This is a genomic window from Janthinobacterium sp. 1_2014MBL_MicDiv, assembly GCF_001865675.1.
Lineage (GTDB): Bacteria > Pseudomonadota > Gammaproteobacteria > Burkholderiales > Burkholderiaceae_D > Janthinobacterium.
This window is the reverse complement of sequence record NZ_CP011319.1, coordinates 2,529,643-2,554,163: the sequence shown is the minus strand read 5'-3', so window position 1 is coordinate 2,554,163 and position 24,521 is coordinate 2,529,643. Positions and strand designations below refer to the sequence as shown.

At 67.0% G+C, this 24,521-nt stretch carries 21 protein-coding genes; 3 read left to right on the top strand and 18 right to left on the bottom strand.

Annotated elements, in window-relative coordinates; translation table 11 throughout:
* Positions 1-229: 229 nt before the first annotated feature.
* Positions 230-1,429: a sigma-54 interaction domain-containing protein gene (locus tag YQ44_RS11065; RefSeq protein ID WP_083411766.1), complete on the bottom strand. Its 1,200-nt coding sequence runs from the start codon at positions 1,427-1,429 to the stop codon at positions 230-232.
* 166 nt (positions 1,430-1,595) lie between these two features.
* On the opposite strand from YQ44_RS11065, the gene YQ44_RS11060 reads away from it, so the two are divergent.
* The gene (locus YQ44_RS11060) at positions 1,596-2,927 is read left to right on the top strand and encodes an LLM class flavin-dependent oxidoreductase (protein WP_071323426.1); all 1,332 of its coding nucleotides are present in this window, start codon (positions 1,596-1,598) and stop codon (positions 2,925-2,927) included.
* An 11-nt stretch (positions 2,928-2,938) separates the two neighbouring features.
* Here the strand turns inward: YQ44_RS11060 and hmgA are convergent, their stop codons facing one another.
* The 14 genes from hmgA to YQ44_RS10990 form a co-directional block, all read right to left on the bottom strand.
* The gene (gene hmgA / locus YQ44_RS11055) at positions 2,939-4,243 is read right to left on the bottom strand and encodes a homogentisate 1,2-dioxygenase (RefSeq protein WP_071323425.1); all 1,305 of its coding nucleotides are present in this window, start codon (positions 4,241-4,243) and stop codon (positions 2,939-2,941) included.
* Positions 4,240-4,425 carry a hypothetical protein gene (locus tag YQ44_RS11050; RefSeq protein ID WP_071323424.1) on the bottom strand — a complete coding sequence of 62 codons (186 nt, stop codon included), beginning with the start codon at positions 4,423-4,425 and terminating at the stop codon, positions 4,240-4,242. The genes hmgA and YQ44_RS11050 overlap by 4 nt, the downstream gene beginning before the upstream one ends.
* Before the next feature lie 12 nt (positions 4,426-4,437).
* Positions 4,438-6,129, bottom strand: a complete 1,692-nt coding sequence (locus YQ44_RS11045; protein ID WP_071323423.1) for an FAD-dependent oxidoreductase — start codon at positions 6,127-6,129, stop codon at positions 4,438-4,440.
* 13 nt (positions 6,130-6,142) lie between these two features.
* The gene (locus YQ44_RS11040) at positions 6,143-7,495 is read right to left on the bottom strand and encodes an MFS transporter (protein WP_198043914.1); all 1,353 of its coding nucleotides are present in this window, start codon (positions 7,493-7,495) and stop codon (positions 6,143-6,145) included.
* A gap of 213 nt (positions 7,496-7,708) precedes the next feature.
* Entirely contained in the window at positions 7,709-8,107 is a 399-nt protein-coding gene (locus tag YQ44_RS11035) for a DUF1842 domain-containing protein (RefSeq protein WP_071323421.1), read from the bottom strand.
* A gap of 214 nt (positions 8,108-8,321) precedes the next feature.
* The gene (locus tag YQ44_RS11030; protein WP_071323420.1) at positions 8,322-9,140 is read right to left on the bottom strand and encodes a helix-turn-helix domain-containing protein; all 819 of its coding nucleotides are present in this window, start codon (positions 9,138-9,140) and stop codon (positions 8,322-8,324) included.
* A 24-nt stretch (positions 9,141-9,164) separates the two neighbouring features.
* Positions 9,165-9,674 carry a peptide-methionine (S)-S-oxide reductase MsrA gene (msrA, locus tag YQ44_RS11025; RefSeq protein WP_071323419.1) on the bottom strand — a complete coding sequence of 170 codons (510 nt, stop codon included), beginning with the start codon at positions 9,672-9,674 and terminating at the stop codon, positions 9,165-9,167.
* Between the two features lie 57 nt (positions 9,675-9,731).
* Positions 9,732-11,075 (bottom strand): MBL fold metallo-hydrolase, encoded by a 1,344-nt coding sequence (locus YQ44_RS11020; RefSeq protein WP_071323418.1) that lies wholly within the window; start codon positions 11,073-11,075, stop codon positions 9,732-9,734.
* Between the two features lie 86 nt (positions 11,076-11,161).
* A complete protein-coding gene (gene hemB / locus YQ44_RS11015) occupies positions 11,162-12,136 on the bottom strand; it encodes a porphobilinogen synthase (protein WP_071323417.1) in 975 nt (324 codons plus the stop codon).
* 112 nt (positions 12,137-12,248) lie between these two features.
* A complete protein-coding gene (locus tag YQ44_RS11010) occupies positions 12,249-13,151 on the bottom strand; it encodes a VirK/YbjX family protein (protein WP_071323416.1) in 903 nt (300 codons plus the stop codon).
* Positions 13,152-13,313: 162 nt separating this feature from the next.
* On the bottom strand, positions 13,314-13,535 hold the full coding sequence (locus tag YQ44_RS11005) for a hypothetical protein (RefSeq protein ID WP_071323415.1): 222 nt from the start codon (positions 13,533-13,535) through the stop codon (positions 13,314-13,316).
* Positions 13,511-13,807 carry a hypothetical protein gene (locus YQ44_RS11000; protein ID WP_071323414.1) on the bottom strand — a complete coding sequence of 99 codons (297 nt, stop codon included), beginning with the start codon at positions 13,805-13,807 and terminating at the stop codon, positions 13,511-13,513. Before YQ44_RS11000 ends, YQ44_RS11005 begins: the two co-directional genes overlap by 25 nt.
* A gap of 44 nt (positions 13,808-13,851) precedes the next feature.
* Entirely contained in the window at positions 13,852-15,201 is a 1,350-nt protein-coding gene (locus tag YQ44_RS10995; RefSeq protein ID WP_071323413.1) for a sensor histidine kinase, read from the bottom strand.
* Positions 15,194-15,880, bottom strand: coding sequence for a winged helix-turn-helix domain-containing protein (locus YQ44_RS10990; protein ID WP_071323412.1), 687 nt, complete (start codon positions 15,878-15,880; stop codon positions 15,194-15,196). Before YQ44_RS10990 ends, YQ44_RS10995 begins: the two co-directional genes overlap by 8 nt.
* A gap of 352 nt (positions 15,881-16,232) precedes the next feature.
* On the opposite strand from YQ44_RS10990, the gene YQ44_RS10985 reads away from it, so the two are divergent.
* Both YQ44_RS10985 and YQ44_RS10980 read left to right on the top strand, forming a co-directional pair.
* Complete coding sequence (locus tag YQ44_RS10985) at positions 16,233-17,009, top strand: DUF481 domain-containing protein (protein ID WP_071323411.1); 777 nt, start codon at positions 16,233-16,235, stop codon at positions 17,007-17,009.
* An 11-nt stretch (positions 17,010-17,020) separates the two neighbouring features.
* The gene (locus tag YQ44_RS10980; protein ID WP_083411765.1) at positions 17,021-18,895 is read left to right on the top strand and encodes an esterase/lipase family protein; all 1,875 of its coding nucleotides are present in this window, start codon (positions 17,021-17,023) and stop codon (positions 18,893-18,895) included.
* A 6-nt stretch (positions 18,896-18,901) separates the two neighbouring features.
* On the opposite strand, the gene YQ44_RS10975 is transcribed toward YQ44_RS10980, so the two are convergent.
* From YQ44_RS10975 to YQ44_RS10965, 3 genes are all read right to left on the bottom strand, one after another.
* A complete protein-coding gene (locus YQ44_RS10975; RefSeq protein ID WP_071323410.1) occupies positions 18,902-19,717 on the bottom strand; it encodes an aminoglycoside phosphotransferase family protein in 816 nt (271 codons plus the stop codon).
* A 61-nt stretch (positions 19,718-19,778) separates the two neighbouring features.
* Positions 19,779-20,774: a response regulator gene (locus YQ44_RS10970; RefSeq protein WP_071323409.1), complete on the bottom strand. Its 996-nt coding sequence runs from the start codon at positions 20,772-20,774 to the stop codon at positions 19,779-19,781.
* Positions 20,775-20,787: 13 nt separating this feature from the next.
* On the bottom strand, positions 20,788-24,498 hold the full coding sequence (locus YQ44_RS10965) for a PAS domain S-box protein (protein ID WP_071323408.1): 3,711 nt from the start codon (positions 24,496-24,498) through the stop codon (positions 20,788-20,790).
* Positions 24,499-24,521 lie beyond the last annotated feature (23 nt).

Genomic DNA, 24,521 nt, shown 5'->3' with positions numbered 1-24,521 from the left:
ACTCCTGTCGTGGATAGAAGAAAATACCGCCGCACATTGCGCGCCGCGGCCTGCCCCACCCTCCTCGCAGAAAACATGCCATGTGCTGGACACCCACCGGCGCCCGACACTGCTGCCTATGCAGCAAGCAGCTGCACCCTGGCCAGCAGACTGCTGCATAGGCAGCAGCCATGAAAAAAGCCGGAGCCCGCATGGCTGCGGGTCCGGCTCCAGGGGAGAAGTCGCAAGGCTAATCGATGGCGCCCGCTTTTTTCAGGAAGGTGCGCAGGATGTTGCGGCTCAGGTTCAGGTGCTTGGCCGTGCGTACCTGGTTGCGCTCATTGCGCTCCCACGCGGCGCGCACCAGCTCCTGCTGCATGGCTTCGAATGCCACGGCTTCGCCCGAGTCGAGCAAGGCTTGCCAGGCGCGGGCGAAGCGTTCGGCGGCCAGCGAGTCGTCCTGCGCGGCCGCGCCGTGCGCCGCGTAGGCGATGTCGGCGCCGCCGGCCCAGGCATCTGGAGCAGGCACAGGGGCCGTCGCGGGTGCGGCAGCCACTGCGCGGTGCCAGCCCGACAAACTCAAGTCCTCGGCGCGCACGACGCCGCTGCGGCACACGAGCAGCGCGCGGTGGATGACGTTTTCCAGTTCGCGGATATTGCCCGGCCACGGATAGGCCAGCAAGGCTTGCTGCGCATCGGCCCCCAGCTCCACCTCGCCCAGGTGCAATCGCTGCGCATAGATGGCCATGAAGTGGCGCGTCAGCGGCATGACGTCGCCCGGACGCTCGCGCAGGGGCCGCAGCGGCAGGCCGATCACCTGCAGCCGGTAATACAGGTCCTCGCGGAAGCGCCCGGCCCGCACGGCTTCGGCCAGGTCCACATTCGTCGCGGCGATCAGGCGCACGTCGATGGGAATGGCGCGCCGCGCGCCCAGGCGCACCACTTCGCGCTCCTGCAGCACGCGCAGCAGCTTGACCTGCATCGCCAGCGGCAAGTCGCCGATTTCATCGAGGAACAGGGTGCCGCCGCTGGCCGTCTCGAACCAGCCCGGCTTGCCCTGCTGCGCGCCCGTGAACGCCCCCCGTTCATAGCCGAACAGTTCGCTCTCGACGAGGGTTTCGGAAAACGCGCCGCAGTTAATCGCCACAAAGGGCTGCTCGGCGCGCCCGCTCAAGCCATGCACGTGGCGCGCGATCAGCTCCTTGCCGGTGCCCGTCTCGCCCGTGATCAGCACCGTCGCCTCGCTGGGGGCGATGCGTTCGATCAGTTCGTGCAACTGGCGCGAGTGGGGGTCGGCAAAGACAAACGCCGTGGCGCGCACCAGCAAGCTCATTTGCTGCGGGTCGCGGAAGGCAACCAGCGCGCCGTCGTCATCGGCACTGCCCGCGCCGCGGGCCAGGTGGGCGCTGCGCGCAAAGTCGCTGCTGAAATTGTGGGCTAGGAGTTCCATGCGCCGACTATACCGCGCAAAAAGCGCCGGCGTGAACGAATGGTGCCGTTCTAGCTTATCCGGATTTTGCATATGCCCGCTGCTGCTCAGGTGCGGCTCCGGTGCTGGCCCGAACCTTGCAATGGCAGTGGAGCAGGCAATGTCGCCTGCCCACCACGGAACTCCCATGCCGCCACGCCAGCTCGTCCTGAATGTCTTCCTGCAACGCCACGGCCACCACCCTGCCGCCTGGCGCCACCCGTCCGCCAGCGCCAGCGGACGGCCCGACCTGGCCTGGTGGCTGCGCGCCGCCCAGCTGGCCGAGGCGGCCAAATTCGACAGTTTTTTCATTGCCGACTTCATCGGCCGCGCCGGCGACGTCGCGCCGGAAACGGGCCGCGCCGCCATCGGCCTGCCCTTCGAGCCCTTCACCCTGCTGTCGGCCATCGCCGCCGTCACCAGCCGTATCGGCCTGATCGCCACCGTCAACACCAATTATGAACATCCGTATCACGTGGCGCGCAAATTCAGTTCACTCGACCACCTGAGCGGCGGGCGCGCGGGCTGGAACGTCGTTTCCTCGTTCGGCGAACACACGGCGCGCAATTTCGGCATCGATGCACCGCGCAGTCACGCGGAGCGCTATGCGCGCGCCGACGAATTCGTCGCCCTCTCCAGGGCCCTGTGGGATAGCTGGGATGACGATGCCTTCGACCGGCCCGACCGCGCCAGCGGCCAGTTCTACCAGCCGGCGGCGGGCCACGCGCTGGACTTCCACGGCGAGCATTTCGCCTCGCAAGGCTTGCTGGACTTGCCCCGGCCCGTGCAGGGCCACCCCGTGCTGGTGCAGGCGGGCAATTCCGACACGGGCCGCGAATTTGCCGCGCGCCAGGCCGAGATGGTGTACTGCTCGGCCACCTCGCTGCCCGTGGCGCAGGCGTATTACGCGGACGTGAAAGGGCGCATGGCGAAATACGGCCGCGCCGAAGATCAGCTGAAGGTCACGCCAGGGCTGTCGGTGGTGGTGGCGGAAAGCGACCAGCAGGCGCAGGACCAGTTCGGCGAGCTGCAATCGCTGGTCGACTTCAGCAACCTGGAATTTGGCGGTTTTGACCTCTCCGGCTATCCGCTCGACGGTCCCCTGCCCGACCTGCCCTACCAGGCGGGAGACAACGGCAAGGGACGCTTTGCGCAGCAGCTGGAACTGGCGCGCCGCGAGCACCTGACCCTGCGCCAGCTGGTGCTGCGCTTTCGCGTCGCGCGCGGCCATTTGCAAGCGATCGGCTCCGCCAGGACGGTGGCCGACCAGATGGAACAGTGGTTCACGGAACGGGGCGCGGACGGTTTCAACGTCGTGCCGCCCCTGCTGCCGCAAGGCTTCGAGGATTTTACCCGCCTCGTGGTGCCGGAACTGCAGCGACGCGGCCTGTTCCGCACCGAATATGCAGGCAACACCCTGCGCGACCACCTGGGACTGGCGCGGCCCGTCAACCCGCACACGCGGGCGCGGGCCGCCTGAGCAGCGCTTGACTAGGCCTGGTCCGGGTCGAAGTGCTTGCGCAAGCCTTGCCAGCACTCGAAATAATCGCTTTGCAGCAGGCCGCCGTTCAAGGCGAATGGCGTCGGCTTGATGATGGTGCGCGTCTCGAACATGAAGGCCATGGTGTCGCCCACCTTCACGGGCGCCGACGTGTCGCTGTGCGAGGCGCGCTCGAAGGTCTGCGCATCGGGGCCATGGCCGGACATGCAGTTGTGCAGGCTGGCGCCGCCCGGCACGAAACCGGCCGCCTTGGCATCGTACACGCCGTGGATCAGCCCCATGAATTCGCTGGCCACGTTGCGGTGGAACCAGGGTGGGCGGAACGTGTGTTCGGCGGCCAGCCAGCGCGGCGGGAAGATGGCGAAGTCGATGGCGCCCAGCTGCGGGTTTTCGCTGGGCGCTTGCAGCACGAGGAAGATCGACGGGTCCGGGTGGTCGTAGCTGATCGAGCCGATGGTGTTAAAGCGGCGCAAATCATATTTATACGGCGCGTAATTGCCATGCCAGGCCACCACGTCCAGCGGCGAATGATCGAGCGTCGTGCGCCACAAATGGCCGCCGAACTTGGCCACCAGCTCGCACTCACCCTCGATATCCTCGTACGCGGCATGCGGCGTGAGGAAATCGCGGGCATTCGCCAGGCCGTTCGAGCCGATGGGCCCCATGTCCGGCAGGCGAAACGCCGTGCCGAAGTTTTCGCACACATAGCCGCGCGCCTGGCCGTCGGGCAGGGTCACGCGAAAGCGCACGCCGCGCGGAATGACGGCGATTTCCTGCGGCTCCAGCTCGATCAGGCCCAGTTCCGTGGCGATGGCCAGCCGGCCCTGCTGCGGCACAACCAGCAGCTCGCCGTCGGCCGAGTAAAAGAAGCGCTGCATGGGCCGGTTCGCCGCATACAGGTGGATGGCGCAGCCGCTCATCGCTTCGGCGCTGCCATTGCCAGCCATCGTCACGAGGCCATCGATGAAGTCCGTCGGCTGGCCGGCACCGGGCAGCGGCAGCGGATCCCAGCGCAGCTGGTTCGGCGGCGTCGGCGGCATCGCATGGAAATCGCTGACGATGCGGGGATTCGCCAGCAGGGTAAACGGCGGATGCCGGCTGGCCGGACGGATGCGGTACAGCCACGAACGCCGGTTCTGCGCGCGCGGCGCCGTGAAGGCCGTGCCCGACAACTGTTCCGCATACAGGCCCAGGGGCGCCTGCTGCGGCGAATTCTGTCCCTGCGGCAAGGCGCCGGGCACGGCTTCCGTGGCAAATTCATTGCCGAAGCCGCTTTGATAACCGGCGCCTATCATACGGGCTCCGCCAGGCCTTCGGCCGCGTCGCGCAGCAAGCCCTGCACCACGTCGGCCTTGCCGATGGCGCCCATGGCCAGCAAGGCGAAGCGGGCCAGCAGCAGCGGCGCGCGCTGCTCGCCCACGCCGCCCATGGTATGGCACAGCTCGGTATAAAGATTATCGAGTTCGATGTCCGTCATATTATCTCCTTGTTACGATTGTGTGCCGATGCCTGCCGCCGCCAGCGCTGCCGCCACCTGCCCCGCCTGCACCTGCCGCCAGCGCGCCAGCACGTGGCCGTCCGGGCGCACGAGGTAAAACGTGCCGGGCTGCGCATCGAACAGCGAGCATACCTGCGCCGTATGGTCCCAGGCGCACAGTTCCCCGCCTGTCCGCACGGGATTGCGGGCAATGGCCACGGTCGCCAGCGGCAGCGTGCCGCGCAGCGCCAGCAATTCCTCGGGCACCTGGCCATCGTCGCTGAAGTACAAGCCCGCAAACCGCCCCTGCCCCAGCCGCACCAGATCGGTAATATAACCGGCTTTCCGCGCGCCGTCCTGCAGCAGCGCCAGCGGACACTCGGGCAAGACCGTGCCCGGCGCGGGACCGGCGCCGAACGCATCCGCATCCGCCCCGTTCAACGGCGAGCGCGCATACGCGATGGCGCTGGTCTGGCGCGGATTGATCAGGGAACGCACGTGCGCATGCCGGCCCGCCAGGCCCAGCACGGCCGTGCGCATCAACTCGAAGGCCAACGTGGGCGGCGCCATGAATTCCGTGCTTTTCGTGCCGTGGCGCAGGTTTTCATGGGCCGCGTACACGCGCTCGTCCGAATAGCTGTCGAGCAAACCGTGCGGCGCCTGGCCCTGGACGACATAGGCGAGCTTCCAGGCCAGGTTGTCGGCGTCGTCGATGCCCGAGTTCGCTCCGCGCACGCCGAAGATCGGCACCAGGTGGGCCGCGTCGCCCGCGAACAGCACGCGGCCGTGGCGGTATTTCTCCAGCGTCAGCGCGTTTGCCTTGTAGATGGTGATCCACACGGGATGCCACGGCGCCGTTTCCCCCATCATGGCCAGCAGGCTGTCCACGCGGGGCGCCACGTTTTCCAGCAGCACGGCCGCCTGCGCATCCTCGTCGTCGCGCAGCTGGTAGTCGATGCGCCAGATGTCGTCGGGCTGCTTGTGCACCAGCACGGTCGAACCGGGATTCGACGGCGGATCGAAATACGCGAGGCGTTCCGTCGGACGGCTGCTGTTCAGGTGGATGTCGACGATCACATAGCGGCCCTCATAGCTGGTGCCCTGCAGTTTCAAGCCCAGCGCCTCGCGCACGGCGCTGCGCCCGCCGTCGGCCGCCACCAGCCAGTCCGTCTCGATCTGGTAGCTTTCATCGGGCGTGGCCACGCTGACGGTGACGCCGTCGGCGCGCCGCGCCACGCCCGTGACCCGCGTCTGCCAGCGGATATCGATCAATTCCGGCAGGCGTTCGGCCGCATCGAGCAGGAATTGTTCGATATGGTATTGCGCCAGGTTGAGCATCGGCGGCAATTTCTGGTGCGCGTCTTGCGGCATCGTAAAGTGCAGCACTTCTTCCTCGCGGTAAAAGCTGCGCCCGCCGGCCCACGGCAAGCCCTTGGCGAGAAAACCGTCGAGCGCGCCCAGGCGTTCGATGATTTCCAGGCTGCGCCGCGAAATGCAGATGGCGCGGCTGCCCGTGCAGACGCCGTCATCGGCTTCGATCAGCACCGAGCGCACGCCGTGGCGCGCCAGGCCCAGGGCCGTGGCCAGGCCCACGGGGCCGCCGCCGGCAATCACGACGGGCACATGCTGCGTGCCCGTAGCGGCCGGTTTGCCGGGCGGATAGACTGTCGGCACATGGGGATAGGGGTGAAACGTGTCGCTCATGATGGTGTCCTCTTCAAGAATGTTCCTTGCCGCGTGCCATCGGCAGGGTCAGCACGATGGCCGCGCCCGCCACCAGCAGCACGCTGGCGTACAGCAAGCCCGTGGCAAAGCTGTGCGTGAAATCCTTCAGCCAGCCCACGACGACGGGGTTCAGGGCCGAGCCGATATTGCCCGTCGCATTGATGACGGCGATGCCGATGGCGCGCGCGCCCAGGCTCAGCGCACGGTCCGGCGTCGTCCAGAAGACGGACATGGCCGTGTAGGCGCCCGTCGAGGCCATGCACACGCCCAGCAGCCGGACGACGGGATTGCCGGCATACGCGGTCAACAGCCAGCCCAGGGCCGACAGCAGCATGGGCCAGACGATGTGCCAGCGGCGTTCCTGCAGGCGGTCCGAGCGGCGGCCCCAGGCAATCATGCCGATCACCGTGCACACTTGCGGGATGGCCGCCAGCAGCCCGATCTGCGTATTGCTGGCGCCGCTATTGAAACTTTTCACGATCAACGGCGTCCACACGGCCACCATCGCCAGGGTGTTCACCAGGCAAAAATAGGCGATGCCGAATTTCAGCACCGTGGGCGAGCACATTTCCGCCAGCACGGAGGCCTGCGCCTGTGCCGCGGCCTGTGGCGCGGTCGGCTTGTACTCGGCCGCCAGCATGCGCGCCAGCACCTGCCGTTCCAGCGTGCCCAGCCAGTTCGCCTTGTGGGGCGCGTCGTCCAGGTAGCCATACACCATCAGACCCAGCAGCACGGAAGGCATGCCTTCAAGCAAGAACAGCCATTGCCAGCCCTTCAAGCCCCAGTGGCCGTCCAGGCCCAGGATCAGGCCAGACAGGGCCGAGCCGATGGCGGCCGTGACGGGCATGGCGATCATGAACAGGGCGTTGGCCCGCGCGCGGTAGGCGCTGGGAAACCAGTAGGTCAGGTACAGCAGCATGCCGGGCAAAAAGCCCGCCTCCGTCACGCCGACGAGGAAGCGCAACGCATACAGGCTGGCCGGGCCGCTGGCAAACAGGGTCGCCGTCGAGGCCAGGCCCCAGGCGATCATCATCGAGCCTATCCAGCGACGCGCGCCGATGCGCGCCAGCACGATATTGCTGGGGATGCTGCAAGCGATGTAGGCGATGTAAAACAGGGTGGTGGCAAAGCCGAACTGGGTGCCGGACAGGCCCAGGTCCTGCATCATGGTCAGGCCGGCAAAGCCGATATTGATGCGGTCGAGAAAGGAGAATACGAACAGCAGGAACAAAAATCCCAGCAGATGGCGCGATACCTTGCGCATCACCTGCTGTTCCAGTTGCACGGTGGCCGCGTCGAGGACGGGCGCATGGATGGCGGGGGGAGCCGCCGGGGCGATGGTCATGCTTGTCTCCATAAGGTGTCGCTCCCCCCTTGCTGTTTTTATGGGGTGGGAGCCGCCGGCTGATCCGGCTTGAGACACAGTATGCAGACGGGCAGGCTCAAGGCTGTCCCCATTTTGGGGACAGCTGGCCGCCAAAAGAACTAGTGGGCAGGGCAACGGCGGCGGTCCGCACGGACTGCCGCCCTCATGGCCCGATGCCGTCGGGCGGCGTGCTTAGCCGCGTTTCTTGATCGGCACGTTATCGACCTTTTGCTGGTCATAGATAAAGGAGCCGTGGCCGCTCCAGTTGTTGTCGGTGGCAAACGTCGCTTCGAACTGTGCCAGGTAGCTGCCGATGGCCGGTGGCGGCACGGACACGACATATTCGCCGCGCAGGCTGAAGACGCGCGTGGTTTTCCCCACGCCCAGGCCATGCACGGGTCCGCTGACGGGGCGGATCACCACGCGGCCGTGCGGAGGCGCGATCGACTGCGTGATCAGGGCTTCGCCGCTGACCGTGCCGTCGTCGGGGTTGTAGAACAGGGCCAGATTCAGGATGGGTGCGCCTGGCAGGCCGAGATTGCCGGCGATCAAATACACGTGTTCTACCGCATTCAATTCAGATGTGGACACAATGAACTCCTTCGGGGTGGTTCCTGAGCCAGGGAAACAGGAGATCGCGGGCTGCGACAGGCGCTGGCTATCAGCCTTGCCGACGGTTGTTTTGTTTCAACGCGTCAACACTCTGCAAGCAGCATAGGCCGTATTCCCGTATCAATACGCGCACATTATCACCTTGAATTTCAGCTATTTTATGCAGGCCCCGGCAACCAGGCAGCGCTAGCATCTATGCCGCTTGCGGGCCTAGACATAGCGCAAACAATTGTCGCTGGCTGGCAATGCCCAGGCGCTTGTACGCGCGCTTCTGGTAGGTGATGACGCTTGCCGGCTGCACGCCCATGGTCTCGGCAATCTCCACGGCCGTCAGTCCTTCGAGCACGCCGCGCAGGACATCGAGTTCGCGCTTGCTCAATTGCGGGCCATGCTGGCGCAGCCGGGCCAGCATCATGGGCGCGACGCCCTGCGCCGGCTGGCCGTTCAAGCTGTAGTGGTGCCTGGCCACATATGCAAACAGCGGCGACAGGGCTTCGATGCCGGCGATTTCGCCGGGCTGGAACTTGCCCTGGCTACTGTCGCGGTAAAAATTGACGGACAGCCAGATATCGCTGGCCGGCTGCACCAGCAAGGACAGCCGGTCCGACACATTCGGCCGCTGGTAGCAGGCGGCGCGGTAGCCGGGATGGCGGATCTCGTCACTCGCTTGCTGGTGCAGCACGATGGCGGGGTCGATTTTCGGCTGGGCGGCGGGGGCGATGACGCTCTGGTTGCCGTCGAGCGCGTAGTAGTGGCGGGCGTAGCTGTCCGCGATATCCTGCAGAAAGCGCCCGCCGCGCCGGTCGGCGACGGCCACCGTGCGCGGCCGGTTGCCGAATTCATACGCGAAGATCGTGCACTGGGCGATCGGCGCGGCCGTGCCGACCGTCTTCAGGATGGCGCCCGCCATGGCATTCACGTCGGCATGGCCGATGGCCGCCACCAGGTCCAGGGCGCGCCCCAGGTCCAGCTGCCCTTCCGCCTGCCGCCGCTCCACCCGCCAATAGCGCATCGCCGTCTCCCCTGCCCCGTGCGCTTACTGTGCGCGCTGCGGCAAGACCCAGTCCGGGCGGATGTAGTGGCAGGTATAGCCGTGCGGCAAGCGCTGCAGGTAATCCTGGTGCTCGGGCTCCGCTTCCCAGAACGGGCCGGCCGGCGCCACTTCCGTCACCACCTTGCCCGGCCACAGACCCGACGCGTCGACGTCGCGGATGGTCTCTTCGGCCACGCGCCGTTGCTCGTCGCTCGTGTAAAAGATGGCCGAACGGTAGCTGCTGCCGCGATCGTTGCCCTGGCGCTCCGGCGTGCTGGGGTCGTGGATCTGGAAGAAGAATTCGAGGATCTTGCGGTAACTGATGGCTTGCGGGTCGAAGATGATTTCGATGGCTTCCGCATGCGTGCCGTGGTTGCGGTAGGTGGCGTTGGCGACGTCGCCGCCGCTGTAGCCGACGCGCGTGGCCAGCACGCCCGGATAGCGGCGCAGCAAGTCCTGCACGCCCCAGAAGCAGCCGCCGGCCAGGATTGCGGTTTCATTGTCGTGTGCCATGGTGTCTTTCCAGATCAAAGTCAGAAACAGCTATCTTACCCTGTCGCCGCGTTTTCTTCAGCGGGCCAGCAGGCGTTTCAGCTGCGCCGCCTGGTAGGCGCCGATGGCGTCGTTGAACAGGCAGCGGATCAGGGGATCGTCGACGAGGTCGGCATCCCTCAGTTCGGCCTGCGTGGCGGCGTCGAAAGCGCCATCGTTGATGCGCATGTACATCGACGTCAGCGATTCGCCCAGCACCAGCGCCGCATGGCATTTCACCAGCGGCACTTGCGTCGTCCAGCCGGGCGCTTCACCGGTATCGGGCACGAGGTCGATCAAGTCGCCATGCGTGCGGTAATGCAGGACCGTGGCCTCGCCGTCGTGACCGTACAGCGACAGCCGCCACAGGCGCGGCTGCTGGAAGTAGCTGTCCTCGGGCAGCTCCATGTCGCGGTAGCGCTCAAGCAGGCCATGGCGGCAAAAGTCGAGCACCAGCGCCGTATCCTCGGCATCGAGGGGCGCGAAATGGCGCGCGATGTCCGCCGTGGCGGGCGGCGGCGCCTCCGGACGGTAGTCGAAATCCACGTCCTGCGGCCCCACCGGGATGACCCAGGGCAGCGGCGCCGCAGCGGTCAATCCTTGCGCGTCGAGCAGCACGGCCGTCGACGGATCGAGCCGGAAGATGTGCGCCGCGGGCAGCGCGGCGCCGATCTCCCGCGCAAACCGGGCGTACGTGATGGGGAACATCGCGTGGTTGTACCACGACCAGTCTTCCTGCACGAACTGGCAGGAGCTGGGCACGAGGTAACGGGGCGCCAGCGCGCGCAGCTGCGGCACCCAGTCGTCGGGCAGTTCCACCTGGCCCCGCGCCGCCTGCGATGGCGCGATGACGGCTATCTCGCGCATGGTCTGGAAGGGCCACAACACCATGTCCCATGGCGCGAACGCGGCCAGTTGCGCCAGGGTCTCCGGGCCGATCCAGGAATCGACGACGTTGAGCACGTTCAAGCCGGCGGCGCGCACCTGGAACAGCGAGTCGACATCGTCGTCCAGCGCCCGGCGCGGTATCACCTCGATGGCGCCCACGCGCACCGGCGCATCCACGTGCAGGCGCTCGACGGCGGTAAAACCGAGCGCGCGCAGCATGGCGAACAGTTCGTCGAAGACGCAGTACAGGTAGATGGGCGTGGCGCGGTCGAGCGCATCGAGGCTGTCGAGCGAGCAGTGGTCGTCGTGGAAATGCGAGATGAAGACGGCATCCCAGCGCAGCCGGCGCACCGCATCGAGGTCGAAACGCACGGAGGGGAATGCGTGGCAATTGCGGCTGAACGGGTTTTCGACGATGGGGTCGAAGGCGATGGCCGTGCCTTCGCATTCGAAGACATAGCCGGCGTGCAGGATGCGGGAGATTTTCAGGGGCATGGATAGACTAACGGCGACAAATCGCAGCTTCGGATTGGGCAGCGCGCATGATAGCTGAAAAGGCGGCGGCCCTGCCCCTGGTTTGCTTAGTACGGATTGTTCAGCACATCCATCGCGAAATACGTGAAGATCATGTCCGCGCCCGCGCGCTTGATGGCGCCCAGGGTTTCCTGCACCACGCGTCGCTCGTCGATGGCGCCCGCCTGCGCGGCGAACTTGATCATCGCGTACTCGCCGCTGACCTGGTAGGCACCGATCGGCAGGCGCGTCACTTCGCGCAGGTCGCGGATGATGTCCAGATAGGCTCCGGCCGGTTTCACCATCAGGGCGTCGGCGCCCTCCGCTTCGTCGATCAGCGATTCGCGCACCGCTTCGCGGCGGTTCATCGGATCCATCTGGTAGGTCTTGCGGTCGCCCTTCAGGGTGCTGCCGGCCGCGTCGCGGAACGGGCCGTACAGGCCGGAGGCGAACTTGGTCGAATACGCCATCACGGGCGTGTCGTGGAAGCCGGCCGCGTCGAGCGCGCTGCGGATGGCCGCCACCTGGCCATCCATGGCCGCCGATGGGGCGATGATGTCGGCGCCCGCCTGGGCGGCGATGACGGCCTGCTTGCCCAGGTTCAGCACGGTGCTGTCATTGTCGACCGTGTCGCCATGCAGGATGCCGCAATGGCCGTGGTCCGTGTATTCGCAGAAGCAGGTGTCGGACATGACCACCATCTCGGGCACCGCATCCTTGATGATGCGCGACATGCGCGCCACCAGGCCGTCCGGGTTCAGGGTGTCCGTGCCGTGGCTGTCCTTGTGGTGCGAAATGCCGAAGGTCATGACGGAACGCAGGCCGGCGCGCGCATAGCGCTCGACTTCCTGCGCCAGCTTCGCCTCGGGAATGCGGCGCACGCCGGGCATGGACGTGATGTCGATAAAATCGCTGGCGCCTTCGTCGACGAAGATCGGCAGAACCAGGTCGCGCGGATTGATCTCGGTTTCGCGGAACAGTTCGCGCAGTTGCGGGGTCGCGCGCAGGCGGCGCATGCGCGAAGTGGGAAATTGTGCTGGCATGGGGTGACTGGCTTCAGGTTGAGAACGCCGGTAAGTATACGCCGATCGCGCCGATCGCGCCCGGTCGCCCGCCAAAAAAGCCGCCCAGGTCAAGAAACGCGCGCCTGCCTGCTCATGGCGCGCTCAGCATGGCGGCCAGTTGCCAGCGCATGTCCGCCGCCAGCTGCACCAGCATGGCGCCGCGGCGGCGCGCATCGGCGCGCTTTTTCGACGGCACCTGGTCCAGCTCCGGCATCCGGCAAGGACCGCATGGCAGGCGATAGTTGCCGTCGCTGGCGGGCAGCGCATGCAGCTCCCGCCACGCCTGGTCGTAATCGCAGCTGATGTGGCGGCGCCGTCGCCAGTTCAGCGCGATGCGGTTGGCATTGCTGACCAGGCTCACATGGTCGCAGCCGAAAAAGTCGCCCAGGTCGCGCAAGGCGGCCACCATCAGGTTTTTCGGCCGGCAGCCGTGCAGCGCCCGCGTCGCGTCGCGCACGGCCTGCGCGCCCGCCTGCGAGCGCAAGCCCTGCAGCGCGCCCAGCGCGATGGCGCCGCCGCCGGGCTGCGGCCGGAACAGGAAACTGGCCAGGTACAGCGAGACGCCATCGCGCGTCAGGCGCAGGCACAGGTCGCCCTCGCGGTGGCTGTCGTGGATGGCCGTCAGCTGCAGGCGGTAGGTGGCGCCGTCCTTGCCCTCGATGGCGGCCAGCACCAGCGGGCGCCGCGCCGCATATTCCACCAGTGGCCGTGCGCCCGCCTGCCACAGGAAGCGGTAATGTGCCTGCAGCAGGCTGACGCGCGCCGCGCAACCCAGCTGGCGCGATGCGTACGGACGGTAGATTTTGTATAGCAGGCTGGGATGGGCTTGCGCCAGCGCCGCCAGGCCCGGCGTTTCGGTGATGAAGGCTTGCCAGCGCGCGCGCTGCACGGGGAACACCAGCGCACCCAGCGCGGCTTTGATGCGATGACCATGCTGGTGCAGTGCCTGCTGCGGCGCTGCGGCGGATTCCCCGCTGACGGTAAAAGTATGCATGGAACGGCTCTACGACGGATCGGGACAGGCAATCCGCGGCGCACCGCGGGCAGCCCGGAACAGGCGGCTGCGCGCACGCAGCCGCTCTACGCCGGGTAGAGCGGATGATAGGTGGGAGCGAAAACAAAGGGGGTTACAAGTTGGTAATGTGCCGCAGGGGGATCACGGCGTCGCGGCAGCGCCCATCGGCCGGCCCGGTTTTCCGTAACGGGCCACCAGCCTGCGTCGCGCCGGTTTTTCCAGCCGATGGTAGCTGAGGCTGCTCAAGGCGATCAGCACGGCCGTAAACAAGGCGGCGCGGACGGCGGTCGGCGCCATGCCGGCACCCGGTATCAGGCGCAGCAAGGGATTGATCAGTATCAGACCCAGGGGCACATGCAGCAAATAAACCGCATAGGAAATATCGCCGAGGAAGGCCGACATTTCTCTTCCAGGATACGCGGACGGATGGCGGCCAGCAGCCGCAGCAGCGCCGGAAACAGGGCCATGATCGCGACGACATCCAGCATCAGGTCGACGCTCTGCCCCTTGCGGGCAAGCAGGACGGCCAGGGACAGCGCCGCAGAATAAGCGAATATCCAGGCTTGCCTGCGGTGATAAAACAACAAGATGCCGGCCGAAAAGCCCGGCAGGCCGCGCAGCAAACCTTCGAGCACATCCGCAGGCCTATAAACCTGTGGCCGTGCATCCAGACCCGCGTTTAGACGAGGCGTAGCCTCAGCCGCAATCCCGGTGCCGCGTCCTCGATTTCCAGGCTGCCGCCATGCAGGACGGCGATGGCGGCCACGATGGACAGGCCCAGGCCATTGCCGGGCAAATGCCGGCTCTTGTCGAGGCGATAAAAGCGCTGCGTCAGCTTCGGCAGCTCTTCCGGCGGCACGCCGGGGCCGTTGTCGCGCACGGCCAGCCAGCTGCCCTGCGCATCGCTGCCGGCCGACACTTCCACCGTGGCGCCCGGTCCCGCGTACTTGATGGCGTTATCGACCAGGCTGGCCAGTGCGCTGCCCAGCAGGTTGCGGTCGCCGCGCGCCGGCACGCCGTCGCCATACATCTGCACCAGCAGCACGCCCTGCTCGTCGGCCGTCGCTTCGTACATTTCCACGATATCGGCGCCGATCTGCTGCAGGTCGATGTCATCGAAATTCTCGGGACGCATGCCCGATTCGGCCGCCGCGATCTGCAGCAGCTTGTCGAACACGCGCGTCAGGTCGTCGATATCGTCGATGGCCGCCTGCGCCGCGCCGGCATACGCGGCCACGCTCTGCTGCTGGCGCAGGGCGCCATCGAGCTTGTTGCGGATGCGTCCCAGTGGCGTGCGCAAGTCGTGCGCGATGGCGTTCGACACATGGCGCACGCCATCCATCAGGTGTTCGATGCGGTCGAGCATGCGGTTGATGTCGCGGCTCAGCAAGCCGAATTCATCTTCGCTGGAGACGGGAATGCGCCGGCTCAGGTCCCCTGCCTCGATCTCGGCCGCCGTGCGGCGTATCTGGCCGATGCGCGCCTCGAGCTGGCGCCGGAACAGCCAGGCGCCCGCCACGGCCAGCAGGACGGCGACGCCGCCGCCGAAGGCCAGCGAACGCAGTACCAGGGTGCGGATCGATTCGCCCTCCTCCATGTCGCGCCCGACGAACAGGCGCGCGCCGCCATCGAGGTCGCGGATCAGCAGGCGCGCCGGGACGCGCCGGCCTTCGCGCGTGACGTCGCGGTGCAGCAGCTGGCCCACGGGACTGGCGGTGTCGGGCCAGGCCGACAGGTTGCCTGCCACGCGATGGCCATCGGCGCCCACCAGCAAGAAGATTTCCGTGTCGCTGTCGGTGCGGTCGGTCAGCAGATGGGCGATTTCCGCCGCCGTGCGGCTGGCGTCCTCCGGCCGGTACAACGCGGCCAGGCGCTCGGACAGCAGCACCAGCTTGCGGTCCACGCTGCGATCAAGCACGCCGATGGTGCCGAAATAGAACAGGCCGCAGACGACGGCGATCGACAGCGCCACCAGCACGCCATAGCCGAGCGCCAGGCGCGCCGCGATCGAACGGTGTAGGCTACGCACTATCGAGCACGCCCAGGGTATAGCCGACGCCGCGCACCGTGTGGATCAGCGGCGGCGTGAATTCCTTGTCGACCTTGGTGCGCAACCGGCTCACCTGCACGTCGATGACATTCGTCTGCGGGTCGAAATGGTAGTCCCACACGGCTTCGAGCAGCATGGCGCGGGTGACGGACTGGCCCTGATGGCGCATCAGGTATTCCAGCAGGCGAAATTCGCGCGGCTGCAGGGCGATCTGGCGGTTGGCGCGCGTCACGCGCATGGTGCGCATGTCGAGCACCAGGTCGGCCACCTGCAGCTGCGTCGACTCGGGCACGGGCGCGGCGCGGCGCAGCAGCGCCTCGATGCGCGCCAGCAGTTCGGCAATGGCGAACGGTTTCGACAGGTAGTCGTCACCGCCGCTGCGCAGGCCGCGCACGCGCTCGTCGACGCTGGACAGGGCCGACAGCACCAGCACGGGCGTGTTGCGGCCCATGCCGCGCAGGCGCGCGACAATGGCCAGGCCATCGATTTCGCCGGGCAGCAGGCGGTCCAGCACCAGCGCATCCCAGTCCTCGCCGCAGGCCAGGCGCATGCCGTCGATGCCGTTGTCGCAAGCCGTGATGTCGTGGCCCGCCTCGCGCAGGCCGGCACAAATGTAGCGGGAAGTTTCAGCTTCGTCTTCGATGACCAGGCAGCGCACAGTGGTTCCTTGTAAAAATCGGGGCGGCAGATACGCGCAGCATACGCCAGGCGCGCGCCACTTGCCAGCCCCGCGCGCAGGCACCCTGCGTGGCCGGCGGCGCGCACCAGGCGCATATCAGCCTGGCAAGGCGCCCCGCCATCGCGGTTCCAGTGCGGCGCTGCGCGCGTGCGGCGGCCGATGGCAGGGTCGGGTACAATACAGCCTCGACAATGTATGGCCGCGCCCGCGCGCGCATGTGCGCATGTTTTACCGGCGGCGTCAGGTTTGCCGCGGCCTGCATCGACACCATCGCCACTAACGAACAAAAGGCTCGCCGCCACGCTGGCGCGCGCCACAGACAAATACAGCCATGAAATCGACCCCCTCTCTCGCACTGGCGCTGGCCATGGCCATCACCTGCGGCGCCGCTGCCGCCAAGGACACCAAGCAAAGCATGCTGTTTGACGAAATCGCCATCGGCAGCTGGAGCACCTCGGCCGAGCTGGGCGCCATCACCACCTCGGGCAACACGGTCGGCACCTCCGTCACGGGCAAGATCGACGCGCGCCAGGAGCTCGACGACTGGAGCAATCAGTACATCTTCAGCGGCTACTTCAAGGAAGACGAAACCACCGACGACGACGGCAAGAAGGTGCGCGAACGCTCGGCCGAGCGCTTTTCCGCCTCCGCCAAGGCCGCCTACAAGCTGATGGCCGACCACGAAAAGCTGTTCGTGCTGGCCTCGCACGTCAACGACAAGTTTGGCGCCTACACCAAATACTCGACCCTGGCCGTCGGTCATGGCTCGCGCTGGTACCAGTCGAACGACAAGAGCGTCGACGTGGAAATCGGTCCTGGCTATTTCAGCGGCACCAATGACGCGGGCGAATCGGAACACGGCCTGACGGTGCGCGGCGCGGCCGCCATGAAGTGGAAAATCAGCCAGTCGGCGATGTTTACGCAAACGATCAGCGTCGAACGGGGCACCTCGAACACCCACTCGATCGCCGAGACGGCCCTCAGCACCAAGATCAACGGCACCATGCAGATGAAGGCGGCCTTCAGCGCCCGCAACGACACGCGCGTGCCCGACGACAAGAAGAACACGGATACGCAAACCTCGCTGACGCTGGTCTACTCGTTCTAGGACGCGCGCCCATGCTGATGCGGCGTCTGCGCGTATGCGCCCTGCTGTGCGCCGCGGCGCTCCTGAGCGGCTGCGCCGCCGTCACCGTCAGCGCCATTTCGCCGGCCGACTACCTGCAGCAGCGGCGCGGCGACATCCTCACCACGGGCAAACTCAGTGCCTCGGCCAGCGAGGTGCTGCGCATCATCGGCAGCGACATCGCCGCCTGCGAAGCCAATACGGGCAGCTGCCGCGCCGACCTGGCCCGTTCCGAGCTGCTCAGCGACGAGCAGCGCCTGGCGACCTTGTCCGAACTGTGGCTGGAAAGCGCGCTGGCGGAAGAAAAACAGGTCGGCCGCCCGAGCGCCGAACTGCTGGCCGCCTGGCTGGAATCGGCCCGCTACGCCTACGCCTACCTGTTCTACACGACGCGCACGCCGGGCCAGCGCGCCTTCGAGGAGCGCCAGACGCAGATCCGCGACTACTATAACTACGCCGTGCAAAAAGCCGTCGGCAACCTGTTCCGCCACCGCGGCGAATACCGGCCGGACGGCCACGTGATCCGCGCCGCCGGCTGGGAAATCGACAGCGAACTGTCGGCGCTGCGCCTGCCCGAAGACGGCACCCTGCCCGACGAACTGCTGCCGGCCACCTCGCTGTCGTTTTCCGGCCTGCGCAATGTCTACCGGCGCGACGGCTTCGGCGCCGACCTGGTGGCCGTCATGCCCAAGCCACAGGCATCGAAAGGCGAGTATGTGCCATACCAGGAAACGCGTTTTCCCGTCGTCACGGCGCTGATCCGCTTCGACGGCAACAGCCTGCAGGAAGTGCTGGCCACGCAGCAGCTGATGGTGATGCTGGTCGACCCGACGCGCAGCGAAGCGACGCGCATGGCGGGCCAGGAACTGCCTGTCGCAGCCAACTTCACGGCCGGCTATGGCTTGTGGCTGGCCCGTTCCGGCTTCGGCGTGCAGGCGCTGCGCACGCTGTTCGGCCGCGCCGACGGCATTTCGCGCCCGCAGGTGCACCTGATGCAGCCGTACGACCCGAGTAAGCGCACCATCGTCATGCTGCATGGCCTGGCCAGCAGCCCGGAAGCGTGGATCAACGTGGCAAATGAACTGATGGGCGACGAGCAGCTGCGCCGCCGCTACCAGATCTGGCAGGTGTATTACCCCAGCAACGCGCCGCTGGCCGCCAACAACGTCGCCATCCGCAAGGCGCTGGAAGCCACCCTGGCGCATTTCGACCCGTCGGCCAAGGCCGCCGCCGCGAACGACATGGTCTTGATCGGCCACAGCATGGGCGGCGTGTTGGCGCGCCTGATGGTCTCGGACGCCAGCAACACCCTGCTCGACGCCATCACGGAAGAATACAATTTGAAGGGCAAGAAGGCCGAGAAAGTGCGCGCCGGGCTGCAGCCCTACCTCGATTTCACGGCCATGCCGCAGGTGAACCGCGCCATCTTCATCGCCGCGCCGCACCGCGGCACCTCGTTCGCCAACCACAAGGTGGCGCGCTGGATCGCCAACCTCGTGACGCTGCCCATCACCATGCTCGACCAGTTGTCGGACGCCGCCGGCAGCCTGGCGCAGCTCGACACGGGCAGCAGCGAACCGCTGCGCATCCCCAACAGCATCGATAACCTCAGCGACAAGGACCCGTTCGTGCGCCTGGTGGCGGACCTGCCCATCAGCCCGAAAGTGCGCTACTACTCCATCATGGGCAACGACACGCCGGAACTGCCCCTGCTTGAGTCGAGCGACGGCGTGGTGCCCTACGCCAGCGCCCACCTCGATGGCGCGCTGTCCGAAAAAGTCATCCCCTCGTGGCACAGCGTGCAGGAAAGTCCGCAGGCGATTCTGGAGATACGGCGCATCCTGCGCCAGCCCGACAGCCTGCCTTAGGCGCCGTCACGCCCGCAAGGCGCCCAGCGCAATGGCGGCTACCGCCAGCGCCGTCTGCGGCGGCGTGCCGTCCTCCAGGTGCCAGGCCGCCGACAGGCCGGCCCACGCGGCGACCCACGCCACGAGGCGCGCCGGATCAAGGCGTGCCTCACCGGCGATCACGCTCACCTGCCGCTGCAGCCGGCCAGGCGCAGTGGCCAGCGCAGCATCCGGGTTACACAGGATATTGGCGAAATCGAAGCCCCGCTCCCCCACATAGCCTTTCGGATCGATGGCCAGCCAGCCGCGCGCGCCGCCATCGAGCACGTTGCCGTGATGCAGGTCGCCATGCAGCACGACGCTGTCCTGCGGCGCCGCCAGCAAATCCTGCGCCACCGCGTGGCAGGCGGAAAACACGCCGCCGTGCGCAGCGGCGGTAGCCAGCGCGGCAAAGCAGCCGGACAAGGCAGGCAGCGCCGGCGCCACGGGCCGCGGCGCATGCAGGCGTGCCGCCACGGCGCACAGGATGCCGGTGGCGGCCGCGTCGCCCGCCTCCCCCGCGTGCGCCAGCGCGTCCAGCGCACGGGAACCCGGCGCCCGCTCGAGCAGCAGGACGTCATCGTCAGGGCTTGCTGCCAGCACGCGCACGGCACCCTCGCCATCCCACCAGCGCAGCACGGCGCCGGCGCGCCCCTCGTCGCCACCCGCCGACAGTTTCAGCATGGCCGGCTGGCCGCCACGCAGCACGGGCAGCAGGCATGCGCCGTGCGTGTGCACGGGCAGGCCATCAGCCTGCAATGACCATTGCTGGAGATAGTCGGCGATGCGGTTCCGGTAATCCATGGGCAATCCTGCGCTCAAAATCAAGCCATCACTATACGGGACAGCACGGTGCGCAGCCCGTTCACGCCGGCTCGCGCCACTGGTCCTTGATCTCCAGCATGGCCGGCAAGTGGTCGATGAACAGCGCCAGCAGGTCCGGGTCGAAGTGCGTGCCGCTGTCGCGCTGCATGGTGGCGATGGCTTCGTCGATCGTCCAGGCGGGCTTGTAGGGGCGTTCGCTGGTGAGGGCGTCGAAGACGTCGGCGATGGCGACGATGCGCCCTTCGTGGGGAATTTCCTCGCCTTTCAAGCCTTGCGGATAGCCGCTGCCATCCCATTTTTCATGGTGCGTCAGGGCGATGGTGCGCGCCATTTTCAACAGGCCGCCCGCGTGCTCGCCGATGATGGCCGCGCCGATCTCGGCGTGGCTGCGCATGACTTTCCATTCGTCCGCATCGAGCTTGCCCGGCTTTTGCAGGATGGCGTCGGGGATGCCGATCTTGCCGACGTCGTGCATGGGCGCCGCATTCAGCAGATCCTCGGCCCTAGCCGCGCTGTAGCCGGCCGCCAGCGCCAGCTGGCGCGCGTAATAGCTCATGCGGATGACGTGCATGCCCGTTTCGTTATCCTTGTACTCGGCCGCCTGGCCCAGGGTCTGGATCACCTGCAGGCGCGAGCGGCGCAATTCCTCGGCGTCCACCAGCGACAAATGCGTGCGCACGCGGGCCCGCACGATGGGCGGGCTGACCGGTTTCGTGATGTAGTCGACGGCGCCGGCGTCGAAGCCGTCCGCCTCGTCCTTCACGTCGCACAGAGCGGTGACGAAGATGACGGGGATGGCTGCGGTGGCCGGCATGGCTTTCAGCTGCCGGCACACTTCATAGCCCGTCATGGCCGGCATCATGATGTCGAGCAGGATCAGTTCGACGGGGTTGTTCTGCGCCAGTTCCAGCGCCTTCTCGCCATCCTTGGCATACAGCAGGCGGTAGTCGTCCTGCAGGATCTGGCGCAGCACCTGCAGGTTCGTCGCTTCATCGTCAACCAGCAACAGGGTTGGTTTGTCTTCGTGTAAGGTCATCTCAAGCCCAATATCAGGAATGGTCGGCCGGCGCAGGAGCATCCAGCCAGTCCAGCAGCTGGCGCAGCACGCCCGCGGCGCGCGCGAATTCGAAGTCGTCGATGGCGCCGGCCAGCGCCTGCAGGCGCAGCTGCTGGCCATGCGGCGCCAGCATGGCGGCGATCTGCGCCATCAGGGCGTCGTCGAGCTGCCCGCCCTCCAGGCTGGCGATGGCTTGCCGCAGCAAGGCGCCGGCGGCGACGCCGTCGAGCGGCGCCGCATCCGCGGGCGCTTCCATGACCGCGGCCGGCAGCGTTTCAGTCCCCTCTTCCAGCTCGGCGCCCAGCGCCGCAAAGGCGGCCGCCAGCTGTGCCAACAATTCGGTAACGGGCTGCTGGCGCGCGATCGCTTGCTCGATCCGGCCCAGCAGGCGCTCGACCTGCACCAGGCACAGGTTGCCCGCCGCGCCCTTGACCCGGTGCAGCAGGTGGCCGGCCACGCTGCTGCCGCCCCGTTCCAGTTCCGTGGCCAGCAAGGCCGCGCAACCGCCATTGGCCTGCACGAAGCGCGCGATGGCACGCTGCAGGGTGTCGCGGCCGCCCCACAGCGCGACGCCGCGCTGCCAGTCCACCTGGCCGGCCGTGGCGCCCGGCGGGGCCGCCGCTTGCGCCGCCTGGACGACGGAGATGTCGAGCAGGCGCGCGATTTCCGCCGTCAGCTTGTGCATTTCCAGCGGCTTCGAAGCGAAGCCGTTCATGCCTGCCGTCTGCGCCGCGCGCCGGTCCTGTTCCAGCACGCTGGCCGTCAGGGCGATGATGGGCGTCGCCTTCAGGCCCTGTTCGCGCTCGTGCACGCGGATCAGGCGCGCCGCCTCCAGGCCATCCATGCGCGGCATCTGCACGTCCATCAGCACGATGTCGAAGCTGCCCTTGCTGAATTCGCGCACGGCGCTCTCGCCATCGCTGGCGGCGATCACCTGGTGGCCGGCAGCGCCCAGGCTGATCAGCAGCAGCTCCACGTTCTGCGGCACGTCGTCGGCCGCCAGGATGCGCAGCGGCGGCAAGGCTACCACGGGCTGCTCGCTGCGGCGCAGGACGGCCTTGCCCGGCGCCAGCGGCAGCAGCACGTGGAACACGCTGCCCACGCCCAGCGTGCTTTCCACCGTGATGGTGCCGCCCATCAGCTCGACCAGCTGGCGCGAAATCGTCGTGCCCAGGCCCGTGCCGCCGAAGCGCCGGCTCATCGAGGAATCGGCTTGCGTGAACGGCGCGAAGATTTTCTCCAGGCGGTCGGCCGGTATGCCGATGCCCGTGTCGTGCACGGCGATATGCACGCTGGCGCCCTGCATGTCGACCGCCACGCGCACATGGCCCGCTTCCGTAAACTTGACGGCGTTGCCGATCAAGTTCGTCAGCACCTGCTGCACGCGGCGCGCGTCGCCCAGGAAGAACTGGCCCATGCCCGGGTCGACGTCGACAAGCAGCACCAGCTCGCGCGCGCGCGCCGTGATGCGCAGGGAGGCCGCCACATGGTCGACCAGGTCAGGCAGCGAAAAGTCCACCAGTTCCAGCTCGGTGGCGCCCTTTTCCAGCTTCGCCGTGTCGAGGATGTCGTTGAGCAGTTCGAGCAAGGAGCGCGCCGACTGGCGCACCGTGCCCAGGTGGCGGCGCTGCAGGCTGTCCAGGGCCGTCCCCAGCAGCACTTCCGTAAAGCCGATGATGGCGTTCATCGGCGTGCGGATCTCGTGGCTCATATTGGCCAGGAAGCTGGTCTTCGACTCGGCGGCCAGTTCGGCGCGGTCTTTCGCCGCGCGCAGGTTTTCCTGCATGGCGCGGCGCTCGCTGATGTCGGTGGCCAGCTTGACCACCTTGAACGGCTTGCCATCCGTGTTGAAGATCGGGTTGTACGACGCCTGTATCCACACTTCCCGGCCGGCCTTGTCGATGCGCTTGTACTCGCCCGTATTGAATTCGCCCTGCGCCAGCTGCTGCCAGAAAGCCGCATACGCGGGCGAGGTCACATAGGCCGGTTCGCAGAAGATGCTGTGATGCAGGCCGCGCACGTCGTCGAGCTGGTAGCCGACCAGGTCGAGGAAGTTCTGGTTGGCTTCCAGGATGCGCCCTTGCAGGTCGAACTCGATGACGGCCAGCGCGCGCGAGATGGCCGTCACCTTGCCCTCGTATTCGGCGTTGCGCAATTCGCTTTCCGTGATGTCGAGGATGACGCCGTCGATCCAGCGCACCACGCCGTCGTTGTCCAGCACCGGGCCGCTGCTTTCGCGCACCCAGCGTTCGCGCCCGTCGCGGTGGATCATGCGGTAGACGTTTTCAAAGTCGCGCTTTTCGCCGGCCGCCTGCACGCAGATGTCATTGACGCGCTGGCGGTCGTCCGGATGCACCAGCTCGAAGATGCTGACGCGGCCGTCGATGAAGTCCTGCGGCATCCAGCCCGTCAGGTTGAAGACTGCGTCGCTGATGAAGATCATCTTCCACTCGGGCGCGAAGCTGCAGTGGAAGGACACGCCGGGGATATTGCGGATCAGGGTGCGGTACTGGCGCTCACTGTCCTTCAGCGCCTGCTCCATGTTGCGCGAGGAGCGCATGTCCGTCACAAAGGCCACGAACAGGGGCTGGCCCGGCGTCTCGATCTTGCCGATCGCCACGCGCATCGGCAGCACGGCGCCGTCGCGGTGCCGGCCTTCCAGTTCGCGGCCGCTGTCGAGGATGCGCGAGGCGCCCGTTTCCAGGTAGTCGCGCAGATAGCCCTGGTACTGGGATGCATCGGCCGCCTGCAGCAGCAGGCTCGCGTCGCGCCCCACGATATCGGCCTCGCGCCAGCCAAACAGGGCTTCGGCGGCCGGATTGAAGGAACGCACCTTGCCCTGGCCGTCGATGGTGATCAGGCCGTCGGCGGCCGTGTCGACGATGGCGCGCAGCCGCGACTCGCTGGCGCTGGCGTGGCGCAGCAGCTGGCGGTAGCGCAGCAAGCCGTTCGCCGCGGCCACGAAGACGGTCAGGGTGACGGTGATCAGGGCCACGGCCAGCGCCACGAACGACGCCTGCACGGTAATCGTGTTGTCGCCCACCGTGGGCGTGCCGGAAAAGCGCGCCGCCAGCATGCCCGTGTAATGCATGCCGGAGATGGCCAGGCCCATCACCACGCTGCTGACCAGCAAGGATGCCAGCGGATTGAGGCGCTGGCGCAGCGCGTTCAGGCCGAAGCGTATCCACAAGGCCAGCATGGCCATGACGACGGCCACCAGCAGCGACAGCGCGAACAGCCACGGTTCGTAGTGCAGGGTCAGCGAAGTCTGCATGGCGGCCATGCCGCTGTAATGCATGGAGCCGATGCCCACGCCCACCAGCACGCCGCCCACCACCAGCTGGCGCCAGCTGATGCGTGGCCGCGCCAGCAAGTGCAGCGCCACCCACGAGGCCGCCATGCCGGGCAGCATGGACAGCAGGGTCAGGCTGGGATCGAAGGAAACGCGCGTGCAGATGTCGAAGGCCAGCATGCCGATGAAGTGCATGGACCAGATGCCGCCGCCGAGCGCGATGGCGCCCGTGACGATGGCGGTCTGGCGCTGGAAGCCGCGCTCGCTGCTGCGCGCCATGCCGGCGATCTGCAGGGCCATGAACGAGGCAAAGATGGCGATCGCGATGGAAAACAGCACCAGCCAGTAATTGTGCGTGCCATAGATATACGGCAGCGTATCGGACGATACGGCGAACATGGAGCTAAACATACGGTCGTGGCATAAGGTGAGTG